The sequence below is a fragment of the Streptomyces sp. NPDC047061 genome (assembly GCF_040643955.1).
Taxonomy (GTDB): Bacteria; Actinomycetota; Actinomycetes; order Streptomycetales; family Streptomycetaceae; genus Streptomyces.
Map to the genome: position 1 here is coordinate 12,851 of NZ_JBEYVI010000014.1, position 17,420 is coordinate 30,270.

General features: G+C 72.4%; 18 protein-coding genes. 12 read left to right on the plus strand and 6 right to left on the minus strand.

Features of this window, described 5'->3' with window-relative positions:
- Positions 1–3: 3 nt before the first annotated feature.
- The 5 genes from ABZ887_RS21130 to sigJ (ABZ887_RS21150) all read left to right on the plus strand — a co-directional run bounded on the left by ABZ887_RS21130 (position 4) and on the right by sigJ (ABZ887_RS21150) (position 5,264).
- Positions 4–324: an L-rhamnose mutarotase gene (locus ABZ887_RS21130; RefSeq protein ID WP_361291603.1), complete on the plus strand. Its 321-nt coding sequence runs from the start codon at positions 4–6 to the stop codon at positions 322–324.
- A 26-nt stretch (positions 325–350) separates the two neighbouring features.
- Entirely contained in the window at positions 351–1,775 is a 1,425-nt protein-coding gene (locus ABZ887_RS21135) for a BNR repeat-containing protein (protein ID WP_361291605.1), read from the plus strand.
- Positions 1,776–1,874: 99 nt separating this feature from the next.
- Positions 1,875–2,900, plus strand: coding sequence for a LacI family DNA-binding transcriptional regulator (locus tag ABZ887_RS21140; RefSeq protein ID WP_361291607.1), 1,026 nt, complete (start codon positions 1,875–1,877; stop codon positions 2,898–2,900).
- A 97-nt stretch (positions 2,901–2,997) separates the two neighbouring features.
- Positions 2,998–4,299, plus strand: coding sequence for an alpha/beta fold hydrolase (locus ABZ887_RS21145; protein WP_361291609.1), 1,302 nt, complete (start codon positions 2,998–3,000; stop codon positions 4,297–4,299).
- Between the two features lie 68 nt (positions 4,300–4,367).
- Positions 4,368–5,264 (plus strand): RNA polymerase sigma factor SigJ, encoded by an 897-nt coding sequence (sigJ, locus tag ABZ887_RS21150; RefSeq protein WP_361291935.1) that lies wholly within the window; start codon positions 4,368–4,370, stop codon positions 5,262–5,264.
- On the opposite strand, the gene ABZ887_RS21155 is transcribed toward sigJ (ABZ887_RS21150), so the two are convergent.
- Positions 5,245–5,463 carry a DUF5999 family protein gene (locus ABZ887_RS21155; protein WP_361291611.1) on the minus strand — a complete coding sequence of 73 codons (219 nt, stop codon included), beginning with the start codon at positions 5,461–5,463 and terminating at the stop codon, positions 5,245–5,247. The two genes, sigJ (ABZ887_RS21150) and ABZ887_RS21155, sit on opposite strands and share 20 nt — an antisense overlap.
- 235 nt (positions 5,464–5,698) lie before the next feature.
- Between ABZ887_RS21155 and ABZ887_RS21160 the strand changes: the two genes are divergently transcribed.
- The 3 genes from ABZ887_RS21160 to sigJ (ABZ887_RS21170) are packed head-to-tail and all read left to right on the plus strand — an operon-like array spanning position 5,699 to position 7,576.
- Positions 5,699–6,430: an NAD(P)H-binding protein gene (locus ABZ887_RS21160; protein WP_361291613.1), complete on the plus strand. Its 732-nt coding sequence runs from the start codon at positions 5,699–5,701 to the stop codon at positions 6,428–6,430.
- Positions 6,423–6,599: a hypothetical protein gene (locus tag ABZ887_RS21165; RefSeq protein ID WP_361291615.1), complete on the plus strand. Its 177-nt coding sequence runs from the start codon at positions 6,423–6,425 to the stop codon at positions 6,597–6,599. Before ABZ887_RS21160 ends, ABZ887_RS21165 begins: the two co-directional genes overlap by 8 nt.
- Positions 6,596–7,576, plus strand: coding sequence for an RNA polymerase sigma factor SigJ (gene sigJ, locus ABZ887_RS21170; protein ID WP_361291617.1), 981 nt, complete (start codon positions 6,596–6,598; stop codon positions 7,574–7,576). Before ABZ887_RS21165 ends, sigJ (ABZ887_RS21170) begins: the two co-directional genes overlap by 4 nt.
- On the opposite strand, the gene ABZ887_RS21175 is transcribed toward sigJ (ABZ887_RS21170), so the two are convergent.
- The gene (locus tag ABZ887_RS21175) at positions 7,570–8,652 is read right to left on the minus strand and encodes an aldo/keto reductase (RefSeq protein WP_361291619.1); all 1,083 of its coding nucleotides are present in this window, start codon (positions 8,650–8,652) and stop codon (positions 7,570–7,572) included. The genes sigJ (ABZ887_RS21170) and ABZ887_RS21175 overlap by 7 nt on opposite strands.
- A 182-nt stretch (positions 8,653–8,834) precedes the next feature.
- Between ABZ887_RS21175 and ABZ887_RS21180 the strand changes: the two genes are divergently transcribed.
- Positions 8,835–9,749 (plus strand): AraC family transcriptional regulator, encoded by a 915-nt coding sequence (locus ABZ887_RS21180; protein ID WP_361291621.1) that lies wholly within the window; start codon positions 8,835–8,837, stop codon positions 9,747–9,749.
- Positions 9,750–9,758: 9 nt separating this feature from the next.
- The gene (locus tag ABZ887_RS21185; protein WP_361291623.1) at positions 9,759–10,595 is read left to right on the plus strand and encodes a pentapeptide repeat-containing protein; all 837 of its coding nucleotides are present in this window, start codon (positions 9,759–9,761) and stop codon (positions 10,593–10,595) included.
- On the opposite strand, the gene ABZ887_RS21190 is transcribed toward ABZ887_RS21185, so the two are convergent.
- The gene (locus tag ABZ887_RS21190; protein WP_361291625.1) at positions 10,551–12,092 is read right to left on the minus strand and encodes a cytochrome P450; all 1,542 of its coding nucleotides are present in this window, start codon (positions 12,090–12,092) and stop codon (positions 10,551–10,553) included. The two genes, ABZ887_RS21185 and ABZ887_RS21190, sit on opposite strands and share 45 nt — an antisense overlap.
- Positions 12,093–12,201: 109 nt before the next feature.
- On the opposite strand from ABZ887_RS21190, the gene ABZ887_RS21195 reads away from it, so the two are divergent.
- Positions 12,202–12,807: a TetR/AcrR family transcriptional regulator gene (locus ABZ887_RS21195; RefSeq protein ID WP_361291627.1), complete on the plus strand. Its 606-nt coding sequence runs from the start codon at positions 12,202–12,204 to the stop codon at positions 12,805–12,807.
- Positions 12,808–12,919: 112 nt separating this feature from the next.
- Positions 12,920–13,651 (plus strand): DUF2470 domain-containing protein, encoded by a 732-nt coding sequence (locus ABZ887_RS21200; protein WP_361291630.1) that lies wholly within the window; start codon positions 12,920–12,922, stop codon positions 13,649–13,651.
- Here ABZ887_RS21200 and ABZ887_RS21205 read toward each other — a convergent pair.
- The 3 genes from ABZ887_RS21205 to ABZ887_RS21215 all read right to left on the minus strand — a co-directional run bounded on the left by ABZ887_RS21205 (position 13,619) and on the right by ABZ887_RS21215 (position 17,260).
- Entirely contained in the window at positions 13,619–14,836 is a 1,218-nt protein-coding gene (locus tag ABZ887_RS21205) for a lactonase family protein (protein WP_361291632.1), read from the minus strand. The two genes, ABZ887_RS21200 and ABZ887_RS21205, sit on opposite strands and share 33 nt — an antisense overlap.
- A 112-nt stretch (positions 14,837–14,948) precedes the next feature.
- A complete protein-coding gene (locus ABZ887_RS21210) occupies positions 14,949–15,983 on the minus strand; it encodes a hypothetical protein (protein WP_361291634.1) in 1,035 nt (344 codons plus the stop codon).
- Positions 15,980–17,260 (minus strand): FUSC family protein, encoded by a 1,281-nt coding sequence (locus ABZ887_RS21215; RefSeq protein ID WP_361291636.1) that lies wholly within the window; start codon positions 17,258–17,260, stop codon positions 15,980–15,982. Before ABZ887_RS21215 ends, ABZ887_RS21210 begins: the two co-directional genes overlap by 4 nt.
- Between the last annotated feature and the right edge of the window lie 160 nt (positions 17,261–17,420).

A 17,420-nucleotide genomic window follows, 5' to 3' on the forward strand; every position in this document is an offset into this window, starting at 1 on the left:
TTCATGCAGCGCGTCTGTTTCCTCCTCAAGGTCCGGCAGGACCGCCTCGCCGAGTACCGCGAACGCCACGCCGCCGTGTGGCCGGAGATGCGTGCGGCGCTCTCCGCCACCGGCTGGAACAACTACTCGCTCTTCCTGCGCGACGACGGCCTGCTGGTCGGCTATCTGGAGACCGAGGACTTCGAGGCCGCCCGCGCCGGTATGGAGGCCACCGAGGTCAACTCCCGCTGGCAGACCGAGATGGGCCCCTTCTTCGAAGCCCTCGACGGCGCCCGTCCCGACGAGGCGATGAAACCGCTCACCGAGGTGTTCCACCTCGCCTGACCCGTCCCCCCTTCCAGGAGCCGCTCGTGAAGAGACGTACCGTGCTGGGTGCCGCCCTCGTCGGAGCCGTGGCCACCCCCGCACTCGCCGCCGGCACCGCCCGCGCGGCCGACCCAGGACCGTCGGTGAACAAGCAGCAGAGCACCCAACTGGACGCCCAGGCCGTCTTCTTCGTCTCCTACGACGGCCTGGTCAACAACAACTCCTTCCAGAAGAACGGCCTGTTCACGTACAAGGGCTACCAGTACGCCGGCTGGTACACCTCGACCGGCTACGCGGTGATCGGACGCCGGGTGCTGGGCGGGTCGTCCTGGTCCACCGTCACCCTCGCCCACCAGCTCAAGTCCAGCGACTCGCACAACGTCATCTCCATGGGCGTGTCGAAGACCGACGGCCGGCTCCACCTCAACATGGACTCGCACAGCGACGGCTTCTTCTACGTGAAGTCGGTGGCCGCACTGCTCGACAACCCCGGCTCCACCGCTTGGACCTCGGCCGTCTTCGGCGCCGTACAGACGTCTCTGGACGGTGTCTCGCTCACCTCCCAGTTCACCTACCCACAGTTCGTCTCCACCCCCGAGGGAAAGCTCCAGCTCAGCTACCGGGTGGGGGTCTCCGGGAACGGCCGCAACGCCCTCGCGGAGTACGACGGTTCGAATTGGACCGCGCTGGGGGAGTGGAGCAGCTCCACCGGGACGTACACGAGCGAGCACGGTTCGTCGACCGCCCGCAACATGTACCTGCACGGCATCGACTACGACGTCAACGGGCGGCTGCACGCCTTCTTCACCTGGCGCGAGCAGAACGCCGCCGTGATGTGCAACAGCGGCGGCATCACCAACCACGACACCGGCTACGTCTACTCCACGGACCGCGGCCGGACCTGGCGCAACGACGCCGGGACCCTGGTCGCCACCACCGGCAGTTCGGACACCGTCGCCGTCACCGACTCCGGGCTGGTCGTCGACTCCCTCAACCCCGACCACTCCCTGATGAACCAGGAGAGCCAGTGGACCGACTCCACCGGACTCCCGCACGCGATCATCAGCTACGTCCCCGGCCGCTTCGGCCAGTGCACCACCGACTACGTCGCCGACCGCACCGCGAACGGGCGCGCCTTCCACGTCCGCAAGAACGCCTCCGGCACCTGGCAGAAGACCGAGATCCCGGTCGCCCTGAACTCCAGCCAGCGCACCAAGCTGGTCCTGGACAAGTACGACAACGCCTACGCCGTGTTCCCCCACGGCCGGATCGCCGGCGCGTCCAAGGCCTCCGGGTACTCCGACTGGGCACTCCTGCACGACGGCAGCGACCTGAACGCCTTCGGCGAGGTGGTGATCGACGAGCTGCGCGTCAAGGCCGACAACGTGCTGTCGTTCATGTATCAGGAGACATCGAGCGGTACGACACCCTCCGCGCTCCATGTCGTCGACTTCGCCCTGCCCGCCTGACCCGGACCGGTGTGCGAGTCATGTCGTAATGTGAAGCCCTTCCCGATGTGCCCTTCCGCGTGGTGAAGGCGCCGTCCATGTTCCTGGAGGTCTCGCCCGATGGTCCAGTCGGTGGGTATCAAGGACGTCGCCCGTGCCGCCGGAGTCTCGGTGGGTACGGTCTCGAACGTCATCAACCGTCCGGACACCGTCGCCGGCGAGACCCGGGCGCGGGTGCAGTCGGCGATCGACCGGCTCGGCTACGTCCGCAGCGAGTCCGCCCGCCAGCTGCGCGCGGGCCGCAGCCGGATCATGGGCCTGCTCGTCCTCGACATGGGCAACCCCTTCTTCGTGGACGTGGCCCGGGGCGCCGAGCGGGCGGCCCGGGACGCCGGGCTCGGCGTGATGGTCTGCAACAGCGCGCAGAACGCCGGCGAGGAGGCCGAGTACCTGTCGCTCTTCGCCGAGCAGCGGGTGCGCGGCGTCCTGCTCACCCCGGCGGACGCCACCGGCCGCAACATCGAGTCCTTCCGCCGGCACGGCATCCCCTTCGTCCTGGTCGACCGGGTCGCCGAGGGCACCACCGAGTGCTCGGTCAGCGTCGACGACGTGGCGGGCGGCGCGCTGGCCGTGCGCCATCTCGTCGACGCCGGGCATCGCTCGATCGCGTACGTCAGCGGCCCGCCCGGCTTCAACCAGGTCCGTGACCGCCGCACCGGCGCCCTGAACGCCCTCGCCGAGGCCGGACTCGGCCCCGAGGCGCTGCGCGAGCTGCCGACCGAGCGGCTCGACGTGGCCGCCGGCCGGGACGCGGGCGCCCGCCTCCTCGGCCTCGCCGACCGGCCCACCGCCGTGTTCTGCGCCAACGACCTCCTGGCCCTCGGCGTCCTGCAGGCCATGTACGCGGCCGGGGTGGTCGTCCCGGACGACCTCGCCATCGTCGGTTACGACGACATCGAGTTCGCCGCCGCGGCCGCCGTACCGCTGACCTCGGTCCGCCAGCCCGCCGTCACCATGGGGGCGATGGCCGCCGACCTCCTCCTGGAGGAGACCGAGGACCGGGAGGGCCGGGCACCGCACGAGCACCGCCGGGTGGTCCTCCAGCCGGAACTGGTGGTGCGCCGCTCCAGCCTCGCCGCCCGCTGATCGGGTATTCAGTAACGATTTCATGATCCCGGGGGTGGACCGTCCCAGGACGTGTGCTGAACTGGGGCGCGACCATCCGTCCGTCCCGGGAGAACCGTTGAGCCTCAGCTACCGCCAGCCCGGCGTCGTCCTCACCGACCGCCACTTCACCGTCCCCCTCGACCACGCGGACCCGGACGGCGAGACCATCGAGCTGTACGCACGGGAGGCGGTCGCGAGCGACAAGGCGGACCGGGAGCTGCCCTGGCTGCTGTATCTGCAGGGTGGACCCGGTTTCGGGGCGAATCGTTTTGTCGGGCGCCAGGCCTGGCTCGACCGGGCCCTGCAGGAGTACCGCGTGCTGCTCCTCGACCAGCGCGGCACCGGCCGCTCCACCCCGGTCAACCGGCAGACGCTGCCGCTGCGCGGCGGCCCGGCCGCCCAGGCCGACCACCTGGCCCGGTTCCGCTCCGACTCGATCGTCCGGGACTGCGAGGCGATCCGGCCCCAGGTCACCGGGGGCGCCCCGTGGACGACTCTCGGGCAGAGCTTCGGCGGCTTCTGCACGGTGACGTACCTGTCGTTCTTCCCGGAGGGCCTCAGGACCTCCGTGATCACCGGTGGCCTGCCGTCCCTCGACGCGCACGCCGACGACGTGTACCGCGCCGCCTACCCGCGCATCGAGCGCAAGGTCGCCGCGCACTACGACCGCTACCCGATGGACGTCGAGCGGGTCCGGCGGATCGCCGAACACCTCCTCGACCGCGAGGTGCTGCTGCCGGGCGGCTACCGGCTCACCGTCGAGGCCTTCCAGTCCCTCGGCCTGATGCTGGGCACGAGCGACGGCAGCCACCGCCTGCACTTCCTCCTGGAGGACGCCTTCGTCCGCACCCCGTCCGGCCCCGAACTCTCCGACGCCTTCCAGGAGCAGGCCCTGGGCCTGCTGTCGTACGCGAGCAACCCGCTGTACGCCCTGGTCCACGAGCCGATCTACGGCCAGGACGCCCGCCCCACCGCCTGGGCGGCCGAGCGGGTCCGCGCCGAGTTCCCGCAGTTCGACGCGGCGAAGGCGCTCACGGACGACGCCCCGGTGCTGTTCACGGGCGAGACCGTGCACCCCTGGACGTTCGAGAGCGACCCGTCCCTGCGCCCGCTGAAGGAGGCGGCGGAGCTGCTCGCCGCCCGCACCGACTGGCAGCCGCTGTACGACCCGGCCCGCCTCGCCGCCAACGAGGTCCCGGTCGCAGCCGCCGTCTACCACGACGACATGTACGTCGACGCCGGGCACTCGCTGGCGACCGCACGGGCCGTCCGGGGCCTGCGCACCTGGGTCACCGACGAGTTCGAGCACGACGGGCTGCGCACCGGCGCGCCGCGGGTCCTGGACCGGCTGCTGAAACTCGCCCGCGACGAGGCGTGACGTCCCGCAAAAGAGGTTGCGGGCGTGGCGGGTCCGCATAGTCTGCGGCCGTGGCGAAACGGGGGGACATGACCATGGACGCGGAACTGCTGGCCGGCCGTTTCCAGGAACACCGCGGTCAACTGCGCGCGGTGGCCTACCGGATGCTCGGCTCGCTCGCCGAGGCCGAGGACGCGGTCCAGGAGGCCTGGCTCAGGCTCGGACGGACCGACGCGGACGAGATCAGGAACCTGGGGGGCTGGCTGACCACGGTGGTCGGCCGGGTCTGCCTCGACATGCTGCGCTCCCGTACGGCGCGCCGCGAGCAGCCGATCGACGAGACGTTCGTCCCGGACCCGGTGATCCGGCCGCTGTCGGGCGTCGACCCCGAACAGGAGGTGCTGGAGGCGGACTCCGTCGGGCTAGCCCTCCTCATCGTCCTGGAGACGCTGGAACCCGCCGAGCGGCTGGCGTTCGTCCTGCACGACATGTTCGCGGTGCCCTTCGACGACATCGCGACGGTCGTGGAGCGCAGTGCGGCGGCCACCCGGCAGCTGGCCAGCCGGGCCCACCGCCGGGTCCAGGGGGCCACGCCCGCCGCCGACCCCGACCTCGGGCGGCAGCGCCAGGTGCTGGAGGCCTTCCTGGCCGCCTCCCGGGGCGGTGACTTCGAGGCGCTCGTCGCCGTGCTGCACCCCGATGTGGTGCTGCGTGTCGACTCGGGGGCGCTGGTGCGCGGCGCCGCCGCGTCCAAGGTGCTGCGCGGTGCCCGGGCGGTGGCCGAAGGCGCGTTCACCTTCCGGCAGTTCGCGGGCTGGGCGCGGCTCGCGCTGGTCAACGGTGCCGTCGGCATGGTCACCGCGCCCGAGGGACGCCCGCTCTCCGTCATGGCGGTCACCATCGCCGACGGCCGGATCACCGAGATGTACATCCTGGCCGACCCCGAGCGGCTCGACCGCCTGGACTTCACCGCCGAGGAGGACTGACAGCCACTCGGACGGCGGCGGCCGGGGGCCGATGAGGGCTCACGGTCCGTCCGTCGGGCAGGAGTTCACCGGTGTCGTCGAAGACGATCGTGCCGTCGCACAGCAGGCTCCAGCCCTGTTCGGGATGGGCCGAGACGACGACGGCCGGGTGGCTGCCGGGGTGGTCGGCGCCGGGGCACGGGGGCTGATGCCTGCACATGGTCCGTCTCCTGTCCTGCGGGTTCCTGCCTCTGTGGTAGCCGACTTTGTTTTCCGCCGGATGAAGAGGACCCCCACCGGGCCGGAAACTCCGTGGTGAGTTCTGCTCGTGTGGTTCACGTCTCACCCCAGAGCGGGGTGTCACACTCGGCGCCCCCGGACCCCTCCCAGTGACAGAAGCGGCTTGGCCGACGCCGTCGTGCGCACACCCAAGCCCGGCAGGAGAGGGGAAGTACGTGAAACTCGTGATATTCGGCGCCAACGGGCCGACCGGGCGGCAGGTCACCGCGCAGGGGATCGCCGAAGGGCACACGGTCACCGCCGTCACCCGCCGCCCCGAGGCGTTCCCGCCGAGCGGCCCGCGGCTGCGGGTGGCCGGTGCGGACGTGCTCGACCCGGCCGCCGTGGCACGTGTCGTGGCCGGTCAGGACGCGGTGATCTCGACGCTCGGCGTGCCGTACGGCCGAAACCCCGTCACCGTGTACTCGCAGGGCATCACCCACATCACGCGGGCCATGACGGAACACGGCGTGCGGCGCCTGGTGTGCGTGTCCTCGACCGTGCTCTTCGGCGTGCCGGCGCCCGGCGAGACCTTCCTCTTCCGGAAGGTGCTCGAACCCCTCATCGCGCGCACGATGGGGCGCACCGTGTACGAGGACATGCGGCGGATGGAGGAGATCGTGCGCGACGGCGACCGCCGGTGGACCGTCGTCCGTCCTGCCGGCCTCTTCGACACGGCTGCCGTCAGCGCCTACCAGGTCGGCACTTCGCGCCTGCCCGGCCGGTTCACCTCGCGGGCGGATCTGGGAAACGTGCTGCTGCGCGAGGCGGTCGGTGACGGCCACGTGCGCGCCTTCGTCGACGTCCGCACCACGGAGGGCGCTCCGAGCCTCCTCGACGTCATCCGGAAAGAGGCGTTCGGCGGCAGGAAGCCCACACCGGGCGAGAAGGAGCGCGCGCGTGCCTGAAGACCGTTTCATCCTGCCGGCACCGGAGGCCACCAGGCCCGGCCGGATTCCGCTGCCGCCCGCGTTCGCGGTCAAGGCGACGACCGACGACACCGAGGGGCGCCTGGATCCCGCCAGGATCAATCCCGTCGCGGCCACGTACCACATCACCTACGAGGAACAGGGATGAGCACGTCACCCGGCACCGAAAACACGTTCCCCGGTACCGGAGACCGGCAGGACAGCCCCGAGCACACCGCGACCTGGCTCTTCACCGACCACCGCGAGCTGCTGTTCTCCGTCGTCTACAACATGCTCGGCAGCGTCGCCGACACGGAGGACGTGCTCCAGGAGACCTGGCTGTCCTGGTCCGGCAAGAACCGCCGGGCGCCGCTGGCGGAGATCGGCAACCCGCGCGCCTACCTCGTCCGGATCGCGGTGAACCACGCCCTCGTCCGGCAGACGGCCATCGCCTCCCGCCGTGAGACGTACGTGGGTCCGTGGCTGCCCGAACCCCTGGTCACCGACGCCGGCACCGGCCTCGCCCCGGACACCGCCGACCGCACGGTCCGCAACGACTCGGTCTCCCTGGCGATGCTGGTGGTCCTGGAGACCCTCACCCCGCTGGAGCGGGCGGTGTTCGTCCTCCACGAGGTGTTCGGCTATCCCCACACCGAGATCGCCGCAATGCTCGACCGCAGCCCCGCCGCCGTCCGTCAGGTCGCCCACCGGGCCCGCGCCCATGTACACGCCCGCCGCCCCCGCTACCGGGCCCGTCCCCGGGTCCGGCGGGAGGCGACCGAACGGTTCGTCGAGGCCGCCCTCGGCGGCGATCTGCAGGCGCTCCTGGAGATCCTCGCCCCGGACGTGACGGTCTGGATCGACGGCGGCGGCGCCCGGCAGGGGGCCGGGCTGCGACCGGTCCACGGCCGGGAGAAGGCCGCCCGCATGCTGGCCGGCTACGCCTCCCGGCGCGCCGGGGACCTGGAGGTCCGCTACCGCGGTGTCAACGGCGACGACGCGGCGGTGCTGTTCTCGGGCGACTCCCCGTACGCCGTGATGGTCATGGACCTCACCCCGGACGGCGACCAGGTCTCCGGTGTCTACGTCGTCACCAACCCGGCCAAGCTCACCCACATACGGTCGGACGACGACCCTGATCAGTAGCGGGCCGTGCTCTCCAGCAGCGGCGGATACACCGCGCTCGGCACGCCGTCGACCGTGGCGCCCGCGTACTGGAGCATGGTGCCGACGCGGCGGTTGAGGTCGTGGGGGAAGTTGAGGGCCGGGGCCGACACCTCGTCCAGCCGGGCCGTCTGCTCCGGCGTCAGGCGGACGTCGAGGGCCGCGACGTTGGACTCCAGGTGGCCGAGGGTGCGCGGGCCGATGAGGGTGGAGGTGACGCCGGCGCGGTTCTGCACCCAGGACAGCGCCACGGCGGCCGAACCGGTGCCGATCTCCTCGGCGACGGCGGCGAGCGCCTCGATCACGGTGAACTCGGCCTCGTCGGGCTGCCCGAGGACGGCGGCCCGCGGGGCGTCGGCGGGCGCGCCCCGCCCCTTGCGGTACTTCCCGGACAGGAAGCCGCTCCTGAGCGGGGACCAGGGCAGCAGCCCCATCCCCGCGTCCTGGGCGAGCGGGATCAGCTCGCCCTCGATGGTGCGCTCCAGCAGCGAGTACTCCATCTGCAGCGCCGTCACCGGCGTCCAGCCGCGCAGCAGCGCCATGGTGTGGGCCTTGGCGGTGAACCAGGCCGGGGTGTCCGAGAAGCCCACGTACCGGATCTTGCCGGCCGTCACCAGGTCGTCGAGCGTCCGCAGGGTCTCCTCGACCGGGGTGGACCGGTCGTGGTTGTGCAGCCAGTACACGTCGATGTGGTCGGTGCGCAGCCGGCGCAGCGAGTCCTCCAGCTGGCCGACGATCGCCTTGCGCCCGGCGCCGCCGCCGTTGGGGTCGCCGAGGTGCAGGTTGCCGAAGAACTTGGTGGCCAGCACCAGGCGGTCGCGGCGGCCGGGGCGGGCGGCGAGGAAGTCGCCGAGGATCGCCTCCGAGTGGCCGTTGGTGTAGAAGTTGGCGGTGTCGACGAAGTTGCCGCCGAGGTCGAGATAGGTCTGGAGGATCTTCTCCGACTCCTCGACCGAGCAGCCGAAGCCGCCGTCCTCGCCGAAGTTCATCGCGCCGAGGCAGAAGGGGCTCACCTTGAGCCCGGACCGGCCGAGACCGACGTACGAGTCGAGTGCCATGAAGTGCTCCGTGAAGGTCGCGGTGGAAGTCGCCGGGGGATCCGGTTCTTCGAGCAAACCAGTCTGAGCTGCGGGAACGTTAGGGCGATCGCACCGGAGGCTTGCACGATCCTGCCGAGTTTCCGGGGGAGGGGGAGGGGAGGGCGTTGCGGACGTCCCCGGCCGGCGTTTGAATCGGGAGCGTGTCCCTCGACGAACTGCGCTCCCTGATCGACCGGCACGCCCCGCGCGACGCCGACGCCGTCCCCGCGATCGACGGCCTCATGCTGACCCGTGCCGAACGGCCCACCGGGCCGCGCTCGGGCATCGTGGACCCCGTCCTCGCCCTGGTCGCCCAGGGCGCCAAACGGCTGACGCTGGGCGGCCGGATCTACGACTACGAGGTCGGCCAGTACCTGGTCGTCTCGGTCGACCTGCCGGTCAGCGGGCAGTGCACCCGGGCCACCAGCGAGACGCCGTTCCTGGGGTTCGGCTTCCGGCTGCGCCCCGCGCGCATCGCCGCGCTGCTCCTGGAGACCGGAACCGACCCGCACGCGGGCGGTGTGCGCCGCCGCACCGACCTGCCCGCGCTCGCGGTCGGCGACGCGCCCGCCGACCTGGTCGACGCCGCCCTCCGGATGGTGCGGCTGCTCGACCGGCCCGCCGACATCCCGGTGCTCGCTCCGATGATCGAGCGGGAGATCCTGTGGCGGCTGATCACCGGCGAGCAGGGCGCGCTCGTCCGGCAGATCGGGCTCGCCGACAGCCGGCTCACCCAGATCGGCCGGGCCGTCCGCTTCATCCGTGAGCACTACCCCGACCCGCTGCGCATCGAGGACCTCGCACGGCTCGCCGGGATGAGCGCCTCGCCGTTCCACCGGTACTTCCGGGCGGTCACCGCGATGACCCCGATCCAGTACCAGAAGCACATCCGTCTCCAGGAGGCCCGGCTGCGCCTGATGAGCAGCACCGACGACGTGGCCGACGTGGGGTACGCGGTCGGCTACGACAGCGCCTCGCAGTTCAGCCGCGAGTACCGGCGGCAGTTCGGCCGGCCGCCGGGGGCGGACGCGGCCCGGCTGAGAAATGCGGACGAGGAGGTCCTCGCCGGTCAGTAGGCTGACCGGGTGCCAGAACAGATATCCGAACGGGCCCGGCTGAGCGGCGACTGCGCGCGCTGTTTCGGGCTGTGCTGTGTAGCCCTGCCGTTCACCGCCTCGGCGGACTTCGCGGTCGACAAGCCCGCCGGAAAGCCCTGCGGCAACCTCCGCGGCGACCACCGCTGCGGCATCCACGCCGAGCTGCGGCAGAAGGGGTTCGGCGGCTGCACGGTCTACGACTGCTTCGGCGCCGGCCAGCAGGTCTCGCAGGTGATCTTCGGCGGGCAGGACTGGCGCACCGGCTCCCCGGAGCACGCCCGCCGGATGTTCGAGACCTTCCCGGTCGTACGGCAGCTGCACGAACTGCTCCGCTACCTCACCGAGGCGCTGGACCTGCCCGCCGCCCGCCCGGTCCGCACCGAACTGGGCAGGCTCCTCGAGGACACCGAGGAACTCACCCGGGGGACGCCCGGGGAACTCGCCGCCCTGGACGTCGCCGCGCACCGGGAGAAGGTCAACGTCCTGCTGCTGCGCACCAGCGAGCTGGCCCGCGCCGGAGTCCGCGGCCGGAAGAAGGACCGCCGGGGCGCGGACCTGGTCGGCGCCCGCCTCAGGAACGCCGGCCTGCGCGGGGTGAGCCTGCGCGGGGCCTGCCTGATCGCCGCCGACCTCACCGGCGCCGACCTGCGGTACACCGACCTGATCGGCGCCGACCTGCGGGCCGCCGACCTCACCGACGCGGACCTGACCGGCGCGATCTTCCTGACCCAGCCGCAGGTCGACGCGGCCCGGGGCAGTGCCGGCACCCGGCTGCCGGCGTCAGTCGCCCGTCCCGTGCACTGGACAGCCCCCGCCGCTCCCTGACGCGGGCGCCTCCGGCACGGTCACCGGCGCCGGGGCGGGGGTGCGGCGCTGCAGCCGCAGCCGCAGGCCGTCCGGCATCAGCGTGAGCCGCTCGGTCACCCGCAGCCGGTAGTCCGGGTCGGCCCCGAGGCCGTAGCGGCGCAGCAGCAGGCCGAGGACCAGGGTGGCCTCGTGCAGCGCGAACTGGCGGCCGATGCAGGCGCGCGCGCCGGTGCCGAACGGCTTGAAGGTGTGCGGGGCCCGGCCGCGGGCCGCCTTCGCGTCGAACCGGTCCGGGTCGAAGCTCTCGGCGTCCGGTCCCCACACCTCGGGGTCCCGGTGCAGCATCGGGGTCAGCACCAGCGCCCAGGCGCCCCGCCGCATCGGGTACCGCCCGGCCAGCACGGTGTCCTCACGGGCCTCGCGGGCGAAGGCGGGCGCCGTCGGCCACAGCCGCAGCGACTCGTCAAGGACCCGGCGGACATAACGGAGCTTTGCCACCTGGTCGTAGCCCGGCGCGGGTGTGTCGCCCCAGACGCGGTCCACCTCGGCGGCCGCCCGGGCGGCGATCTCCGGGTGCAGGGCGAGGTAGTGCAGGGCGAAGGAGAGCGCGCCCGAGGTGGTCTCGTGGCCGGCCACCAGGAAGGTGATCACCTGCCGTCGCACGTTCTCGGCGGACAGCCGTTCGCCGGTCTCCGGATGGGCCGTCTCCAGCATCCGGTCGAGCAGGTCGCCGTCCCCGCGGCCGGTCCTGCGCCGCTCGGCGACGAGGTCGTCGACCGTGCGGTTGAGGTGGTCGATGTCGGCCGCGTTGCGCCGGGAGGCCTGCCGCAGCATCAGCGGGGCCAGCGGCCCGGGCACGCTGTTCAGCCGCTGCGCATAGGTGAGCGTGCCGATCATCGAGGTCACGAAGGGATGCGGCCGGTCCCGCTCGAACGAGCCGAAGTCGTGCCCGAACCCGGTGCGGGCGATCGTCTCCAGGGTCAGCTTGGTCATGTCGCCGGGCACGTCCACCCAGCGGTCGGCGGCCAGTTCGCGGTCCCAGTGGTCGGTCAGCCGCCCGGCCACCGCCAGCATCATCGCGTGGTAGCCCTCCATGGCCTCCCGGCTGAAGCCCGGGGCCAGGACGTCGTGCGCCAGCTGCCAGTTCGGCTCGTGGTTGTACGCCGTGAACAGGCCGTCCCCGGCGACCGGGCGCAGATTGGCGACCCCGAGGCCCACATGCTTGGCGAACCGTGACTCGTCGGCCATGTCGGCGGCCAGTTCGGCACCCCACACGAACACGAACTCGTTGCCGAACGCCCTGCGCCGGAAGATCGGGCCCAGCTGCCCGCCGATCCGCATCGAGTCCTGGAGCGGGGTGCGCCGGTCGACGCCCAGGACGTCGCCGAGGAGCGGCAGCCGGCGCGGCGGGTGCGGGATGCGGTGCAGCTCCGGCCAGCCCTGCTCGGCGCCCCGGAACCCCTTCGGCAGCGGGCCGTCCGGCCCCGTCCCAGGCTGCGTGACCGTCTCCGCCATGACGCGATCTCCCTCGATGCTGCGGCACGTCGATCTAGTTGTACGTGGGTTCAATAGGCCGGTTTCAGTCTCGTCCCGTTGTTGAACCCACGTCAAGTAAAGTGCGGACATGGTCCCGAACCAGGGTGAGCGCAGCCGCCGCAGGCTCAGCACCACGGCCCGCCGTGAGCAGCTCCTCTCGGTCGGGGCCAGGCTCTTCTCCGAGAGCCCGTACGACGAGGTGTGGATCGAGCAGGTCGCGGAGATCGCGGGTGTCTCCCGAGGTCTGCTGTACCACTATTTTCCGACGAAACGTGATTTCTTCGCGGCGGTCGTGGAGCGGGAGAGCGAGCGGATGCTGCGGATGACGGCGGCCGAGCCCGGGGTGCCCGCCCGTGAACAGCTCACCGCGGGCCTCGACATCTACCTCGACTACGTCCACACCCATGCGCACGGCTTCCGGGCCTTCCATCGCGCGGAGGCCTCCGGCGACCAGGCCGTGCGCCGCGTCTACCGGCAGGCCCAGGCCGCCCAGGAGCGCCAGATCCTCGCCACCCTCGCCGCCGACCCCGAGTTCGGCCCCGCCCTCGGGGAGCGCCCCGACACCAGGCTCGCGGTGCGCGGCTGGCTCGCCTTCACCACCCACGTCTGCCTGGAGTGGCTGCGCACCGAGGAACTGACGCGGGAACAGGTGCGGGACCTGTGCGCGCGGGCCCTGCTGGGCGTCATCTCCTGACCGCCCCGGCTGCTTTGCTCACCCTGTTCTTCACCTGTGTGACGCGCTCCGTACTTGGCGTACTCCCCGATCTTCGATAAGTTAGGTGAGCCTTACCTAAGGAGGATGCGGGATGGGTGACGAACAGGCAGCCTGGGCGGCCGGACCCGGTGCGGCGGAGCAGGCCCGGTCCCTGCTGGCCGTCGCGTGGTCGTGCATGGTGACCGCGGACGGCGGACGCGAGGAGTACGTCGGCGCGCACGCCGTCGCCGACGACGGCCGGGTGCTGCTGCACGTGCCCGAGGACAGCGCCCTGCTCACGGCCGCGATCTGCGCCCCGCGCGGTGAGCCGTCCGCGGTGCTGGAGTTCGCCGACGTGGCGCCCGTCCCGGTGCGGGGCCGGATCCGGGCCCGGCTCTGGATGGCCGGCTGGTTCGCCCCCGTCGACGAGCACCTCGTCTTCCACCCCACCCGGGTGGTGCTGCGCCGGCCCTCCGGCGCGGTGGTCGTCGATCTCGACGAGTTCGCCGTCGCGCAACCGGACCCGCTGGCCGGCGCCGAGGCCAAACTCCTGACCCACCTGGCCGACTCCCACCCGGACGCCGTCGAGCGGCTCACCCGGCTCGTCGAACCCGAGAGCCTGCACGCCGCGACCCGCGTTCAGCCCCTCGCCGTGGACCGGCACGGACTGACCCTGCGCATCGAACGCACCCGCGCCCACGGCGACGTACGGCTCGCCTTCCACGCGCCCGCCGACGACATCGCCCAGCTCACCGAGCGCATGCACGTGCTGCTGGCCCAGGCGAGCGCCGCCGCCTCCTGCCCGCGGACGCTACAGCGGCAGCGCGCAGACGGCGACCGGTGACGCGAACGGCTCGCCGGCGAGCCGGAGTTCACCACTGTCCGGGGCGACGGTGAAGACGCTCACGGTGCCGGACCGCTGGTTCGCCGCGAACAGCAGCCGGCCGTCCGGGGAGAAGGCGATCTGACGGGGGAAGTCCCCGTGCACCGGCACCGTGTCCAGCAGCCGCAGCCGGGCCCCGTCGGCCTCGATCGCGTACCGTGCGAGCGTGTTGTCGCCCCGGTTGGCCAGATAGGCGTAGGAGCCGTCCGCGGTGACCAGGAACTGGGCCGGGTAGTTGGTGGTGCCGGCCGTGCTGCCGGAGGACTGCGGCGCGCCGATCGTCAGCCGGCCGGTGGCCGGGTCGTAGGCGCAGACCGCGACCGTGTCGCCCACCTCGTCGGCCAGGTACGCGTGGCGTCCGCCGGGGTGGAAGGTCAGATGGCGCGGGCCCGCCCCCGGCTTCGTGTGCGCCTGGGCGACCTCGGTGAGCGTGCCCCGCGCGGGATCGAGGCGGTAGCTGTAGACCGTGTCGGTGCCCAGGTCCACGGCGAGGACGTGGCCGCCGTCCGGGCTGGTGATGAACTGGTGGGCGTGCGGGCCCTGCTGGCCGGGCCCGGGCGCCGGACTGGAGTGCGTCACCAGGGCCGTGCGCTCGCCGAGGGCGCCGGTGGCGTCGATCGGGTGCACGGCCACGGTGCCCGAGCTGTAGTCGGCGCTCAGCAGCCAGCGGCCGGTGGGATGGACCGAGAGGTGACAGGGGCCCGCCCCGCCCGTGCTCCGGCTGCCCAGGATCCTGCGGTCCGCCAGGCGTACGGCGGTCACGCTCCCGTCCGCACGCTCGTTCACCGCGTACAGCGTGCGGACGTCCGGGTGGACGGCCAGGTACGACGGGTCGGCGACCCCCGTGATCGTGCCGGTGCCGGTGATCCGGCCGGTCGCCGGGTCGTAGGTGGCGAGGCCGATGCCGGTGCCGCCGCCGTCCACGGAGGTGTACGTGCCGAGGTAGAGCGGGCGGGGAGCCGAGGGGGTCTTCGCCGGGGTGGTGGCAGCCGGGCGCGCCGCCGGGGCCGACCGCTCCGCGGACGGTGCCGCCGAGGGCGGTGCCGCCGGGGCCGGGACCGCGACCACCGCGGCCGCGCCCGCCAGCGCACCGACGAACCGGCGCCTGCTCCAGCCGCCGCGCGTCCCTTCCGTACCACTGCCCATGCCACGCACCTCAGGTCGTGAATCACCCCGGACCTGACACACCTTGACGTGGAGCGAGGGGGCAGCGCAAGAAAAGCAACGCCTGTTGCATCCAGTGCAATGGCGCTTGCTATCAGTCGCCGTCCTCCACCGGTTCGCCCGCCGCGTCCTTCAGGGGGACCACCTGCCCCGGGGACGGCTGCTGCCACGGCTCCAGGTCGTCGCCGAGCCAGTCGCCGACCGGCTTGACCGACTCCAGGGCGTCCGTGGGGGCGAGATCCCGGGCGTCCTGGTCGTAGTAGTCGTACCAGGGCAGCCTCGCGCGGGTGTACGCCGCCCGGTCCACCGGCGACGGCGGGGGCGCCTCGCCCGTGATGCGGTGCCACTGCGGGGGCGTGACCAGGTGCACGAAGACGCGCCCGGCCGGGGCCTCGGCCCAGTCGCCCAGCGGTCGGTCGTCCTCGTACACCTCCTGGCGCATCGAGCCGCCGACTCCGAGGCCCATCCCGGCCGACCTGGCCGGCGGGGCCGCGCCGGGTGCGGCCGGTGCGGCGGCCATCATCGGCAGGGCCGCGCCGTAGCCGCCGCCCAGCGGTTCCGCCGTGCGCCGCTGCAACTGCCGCAGCCGCTGCCGGCGGCGCCACTGCGCCAGCGGCTCGTCCTTGAGCCCGAAGGACTCCAACTGCACCCCGCCCCACACCTCCTCGCCGGTGACCTGCCCCTCCACCGTCGCACCCAGCCCGAGCGGCACTGCCACGAACTGGCGGACCGTGCCCTTTCCGGAGTTGATGCCGTCCAGCCACGGCTGCCGGGGGAGGACCAGGTAGTTCTGCGGCTTCCGGGACAGCCGGTCGCGCCACGGCTCGCCGGACACCGCGCACACCTTGCCGACGCCGACCTGGAGCGCGGCCGGCTCCGTCGTGCCCGCGAAGCTCAGCCACATCGCCTCGCGCAGGTACACCGGCAGCATCACCCCGCCCCGCGCCCGCCACTCGGCCGGAACCGTGTCCGGGTAGTCGCCCACTCGCCGGACCGGGAACTCGCCCAGCCCCGGCGGCAGCGGATGCGTGCCCGTCTCCGGCAGCCGCAGCGTGCGCACGAACCGCACCGCCACCCCGCCCGGCAGCCGCAGTGTGTTCCCGTCGATCCGTACCGCCGCGTCCGTCATCGGCGTTCCCCTTTCCCCGTCCCGGAGGGAGAACGCACCGCACCACCGGCCCGGTTCCGCCGCAGCCGCTCCGGTACGCCCACCCGCTCCCGCAGCCAGGTCAGCCGGGGCAGCCTGGCGCGCTGTTCGCCGGAGACCCGGTCCAGCTCCTCCAGCAGACGGCGCGTGCGGTGCTCGGTGTCCAGCTCGTCGAGGAGCCGGTTGACCTCGGTCAGGACGGCGCCGAGCAGCTGCCAGTTCCGGTCGTCGCGGCGGATCTCCTGCTGGAGCAGATCGGCGAGCTTGTCGCGGGTGCCGCGAGCCGTGTGCAGCTCGGCGGCGAGCCGGGCCTCGGCCGACTCGGCGCTCTCGCTGATGCTGGTGGTCACCAGTACCGCGAAGCTGACCACGGCGTCGGCGATCTGGGACAGCAGCTGCTCGACGGCCGCGCCCGCGTCCGGTGCGAACAACGGTTCGGGTTCGCGGGCCTTGGCCAGGTCGGTGAATGTCCGGGCCAGCACCCGCAGCACGACCGTGCAGATCTCCAGCGTGTCCAGGCCGGTGCGCAGCACCACCCGGTGCAGCAGGCCCTCCCTGACCCGCGGATTGAGCCGCAGGCTGTCCTCCGCCTGCCGCAGCGCCGCGTCCACCTCGACGATGGCGTGGTCCAGGCGGCGGGCCTCGTGCAGCCGGGCGGCGGCCTGCTGCCAGGGCATGACCTCCGCCGCCTCCTCGCCCATCCGCAGCATGAGCTGCCGCAGCCGGCGGGCCAGGCCCTCGATCGACTCGCCGGCCTCGTCCACCCACACCGGGGGCGGGAGCAGGAGGTTGCAGCCCATGCCGACGACCGCGCCGATCAGGGTCTCCACGATCCGCGCCCACGCGGTGCTGCTGATGGTGGTGACCCCGAGCACCAGCATGGCGCTGATCGCCACCTCGGGGATGTACTCGTCGACGCGGACCAGATGCCCCACCGCCAGTGAGGCCACGATCAGCAGGGCGAGACTCCACCAGGTCAGCCCCACCAGCTGGCTGAAGGCGATGGCGACCAGCACGCCGGCCACCACCGAGTTGACCCGGCGGAAGCCGTTGGTCAGGGTGGCGTACAGGGTCACCTGGACGACCAGCAGCGCGGTCAGCGGTGCGGTGAGCGGCGCCGGTTCCGGGCTCAGATGGAGCGCGAGGACGTAGGCGATCGTGGCCGCGGTGGCCGACCGCAGCGTCTGGACGACCACCGGGTCCCGATGCCGCCGCAGCAGTCCCGACAGTCCCTCGGCCCACTTCCGTACGTGTTGCATCCCTTGGCCTGTTCCCACTCGCGTGTCACGTCGAACGTATTGTCCACAGATCGCTCGCGCGCGCTAGTGGCTGGTTGACCAGAGTTGATTACGGAGCGTCCCCGAAGTGCCGGCGGAGCCGGGGCGCGGCCCCGGAAACCGAACGCCGGGCCGACGCGTC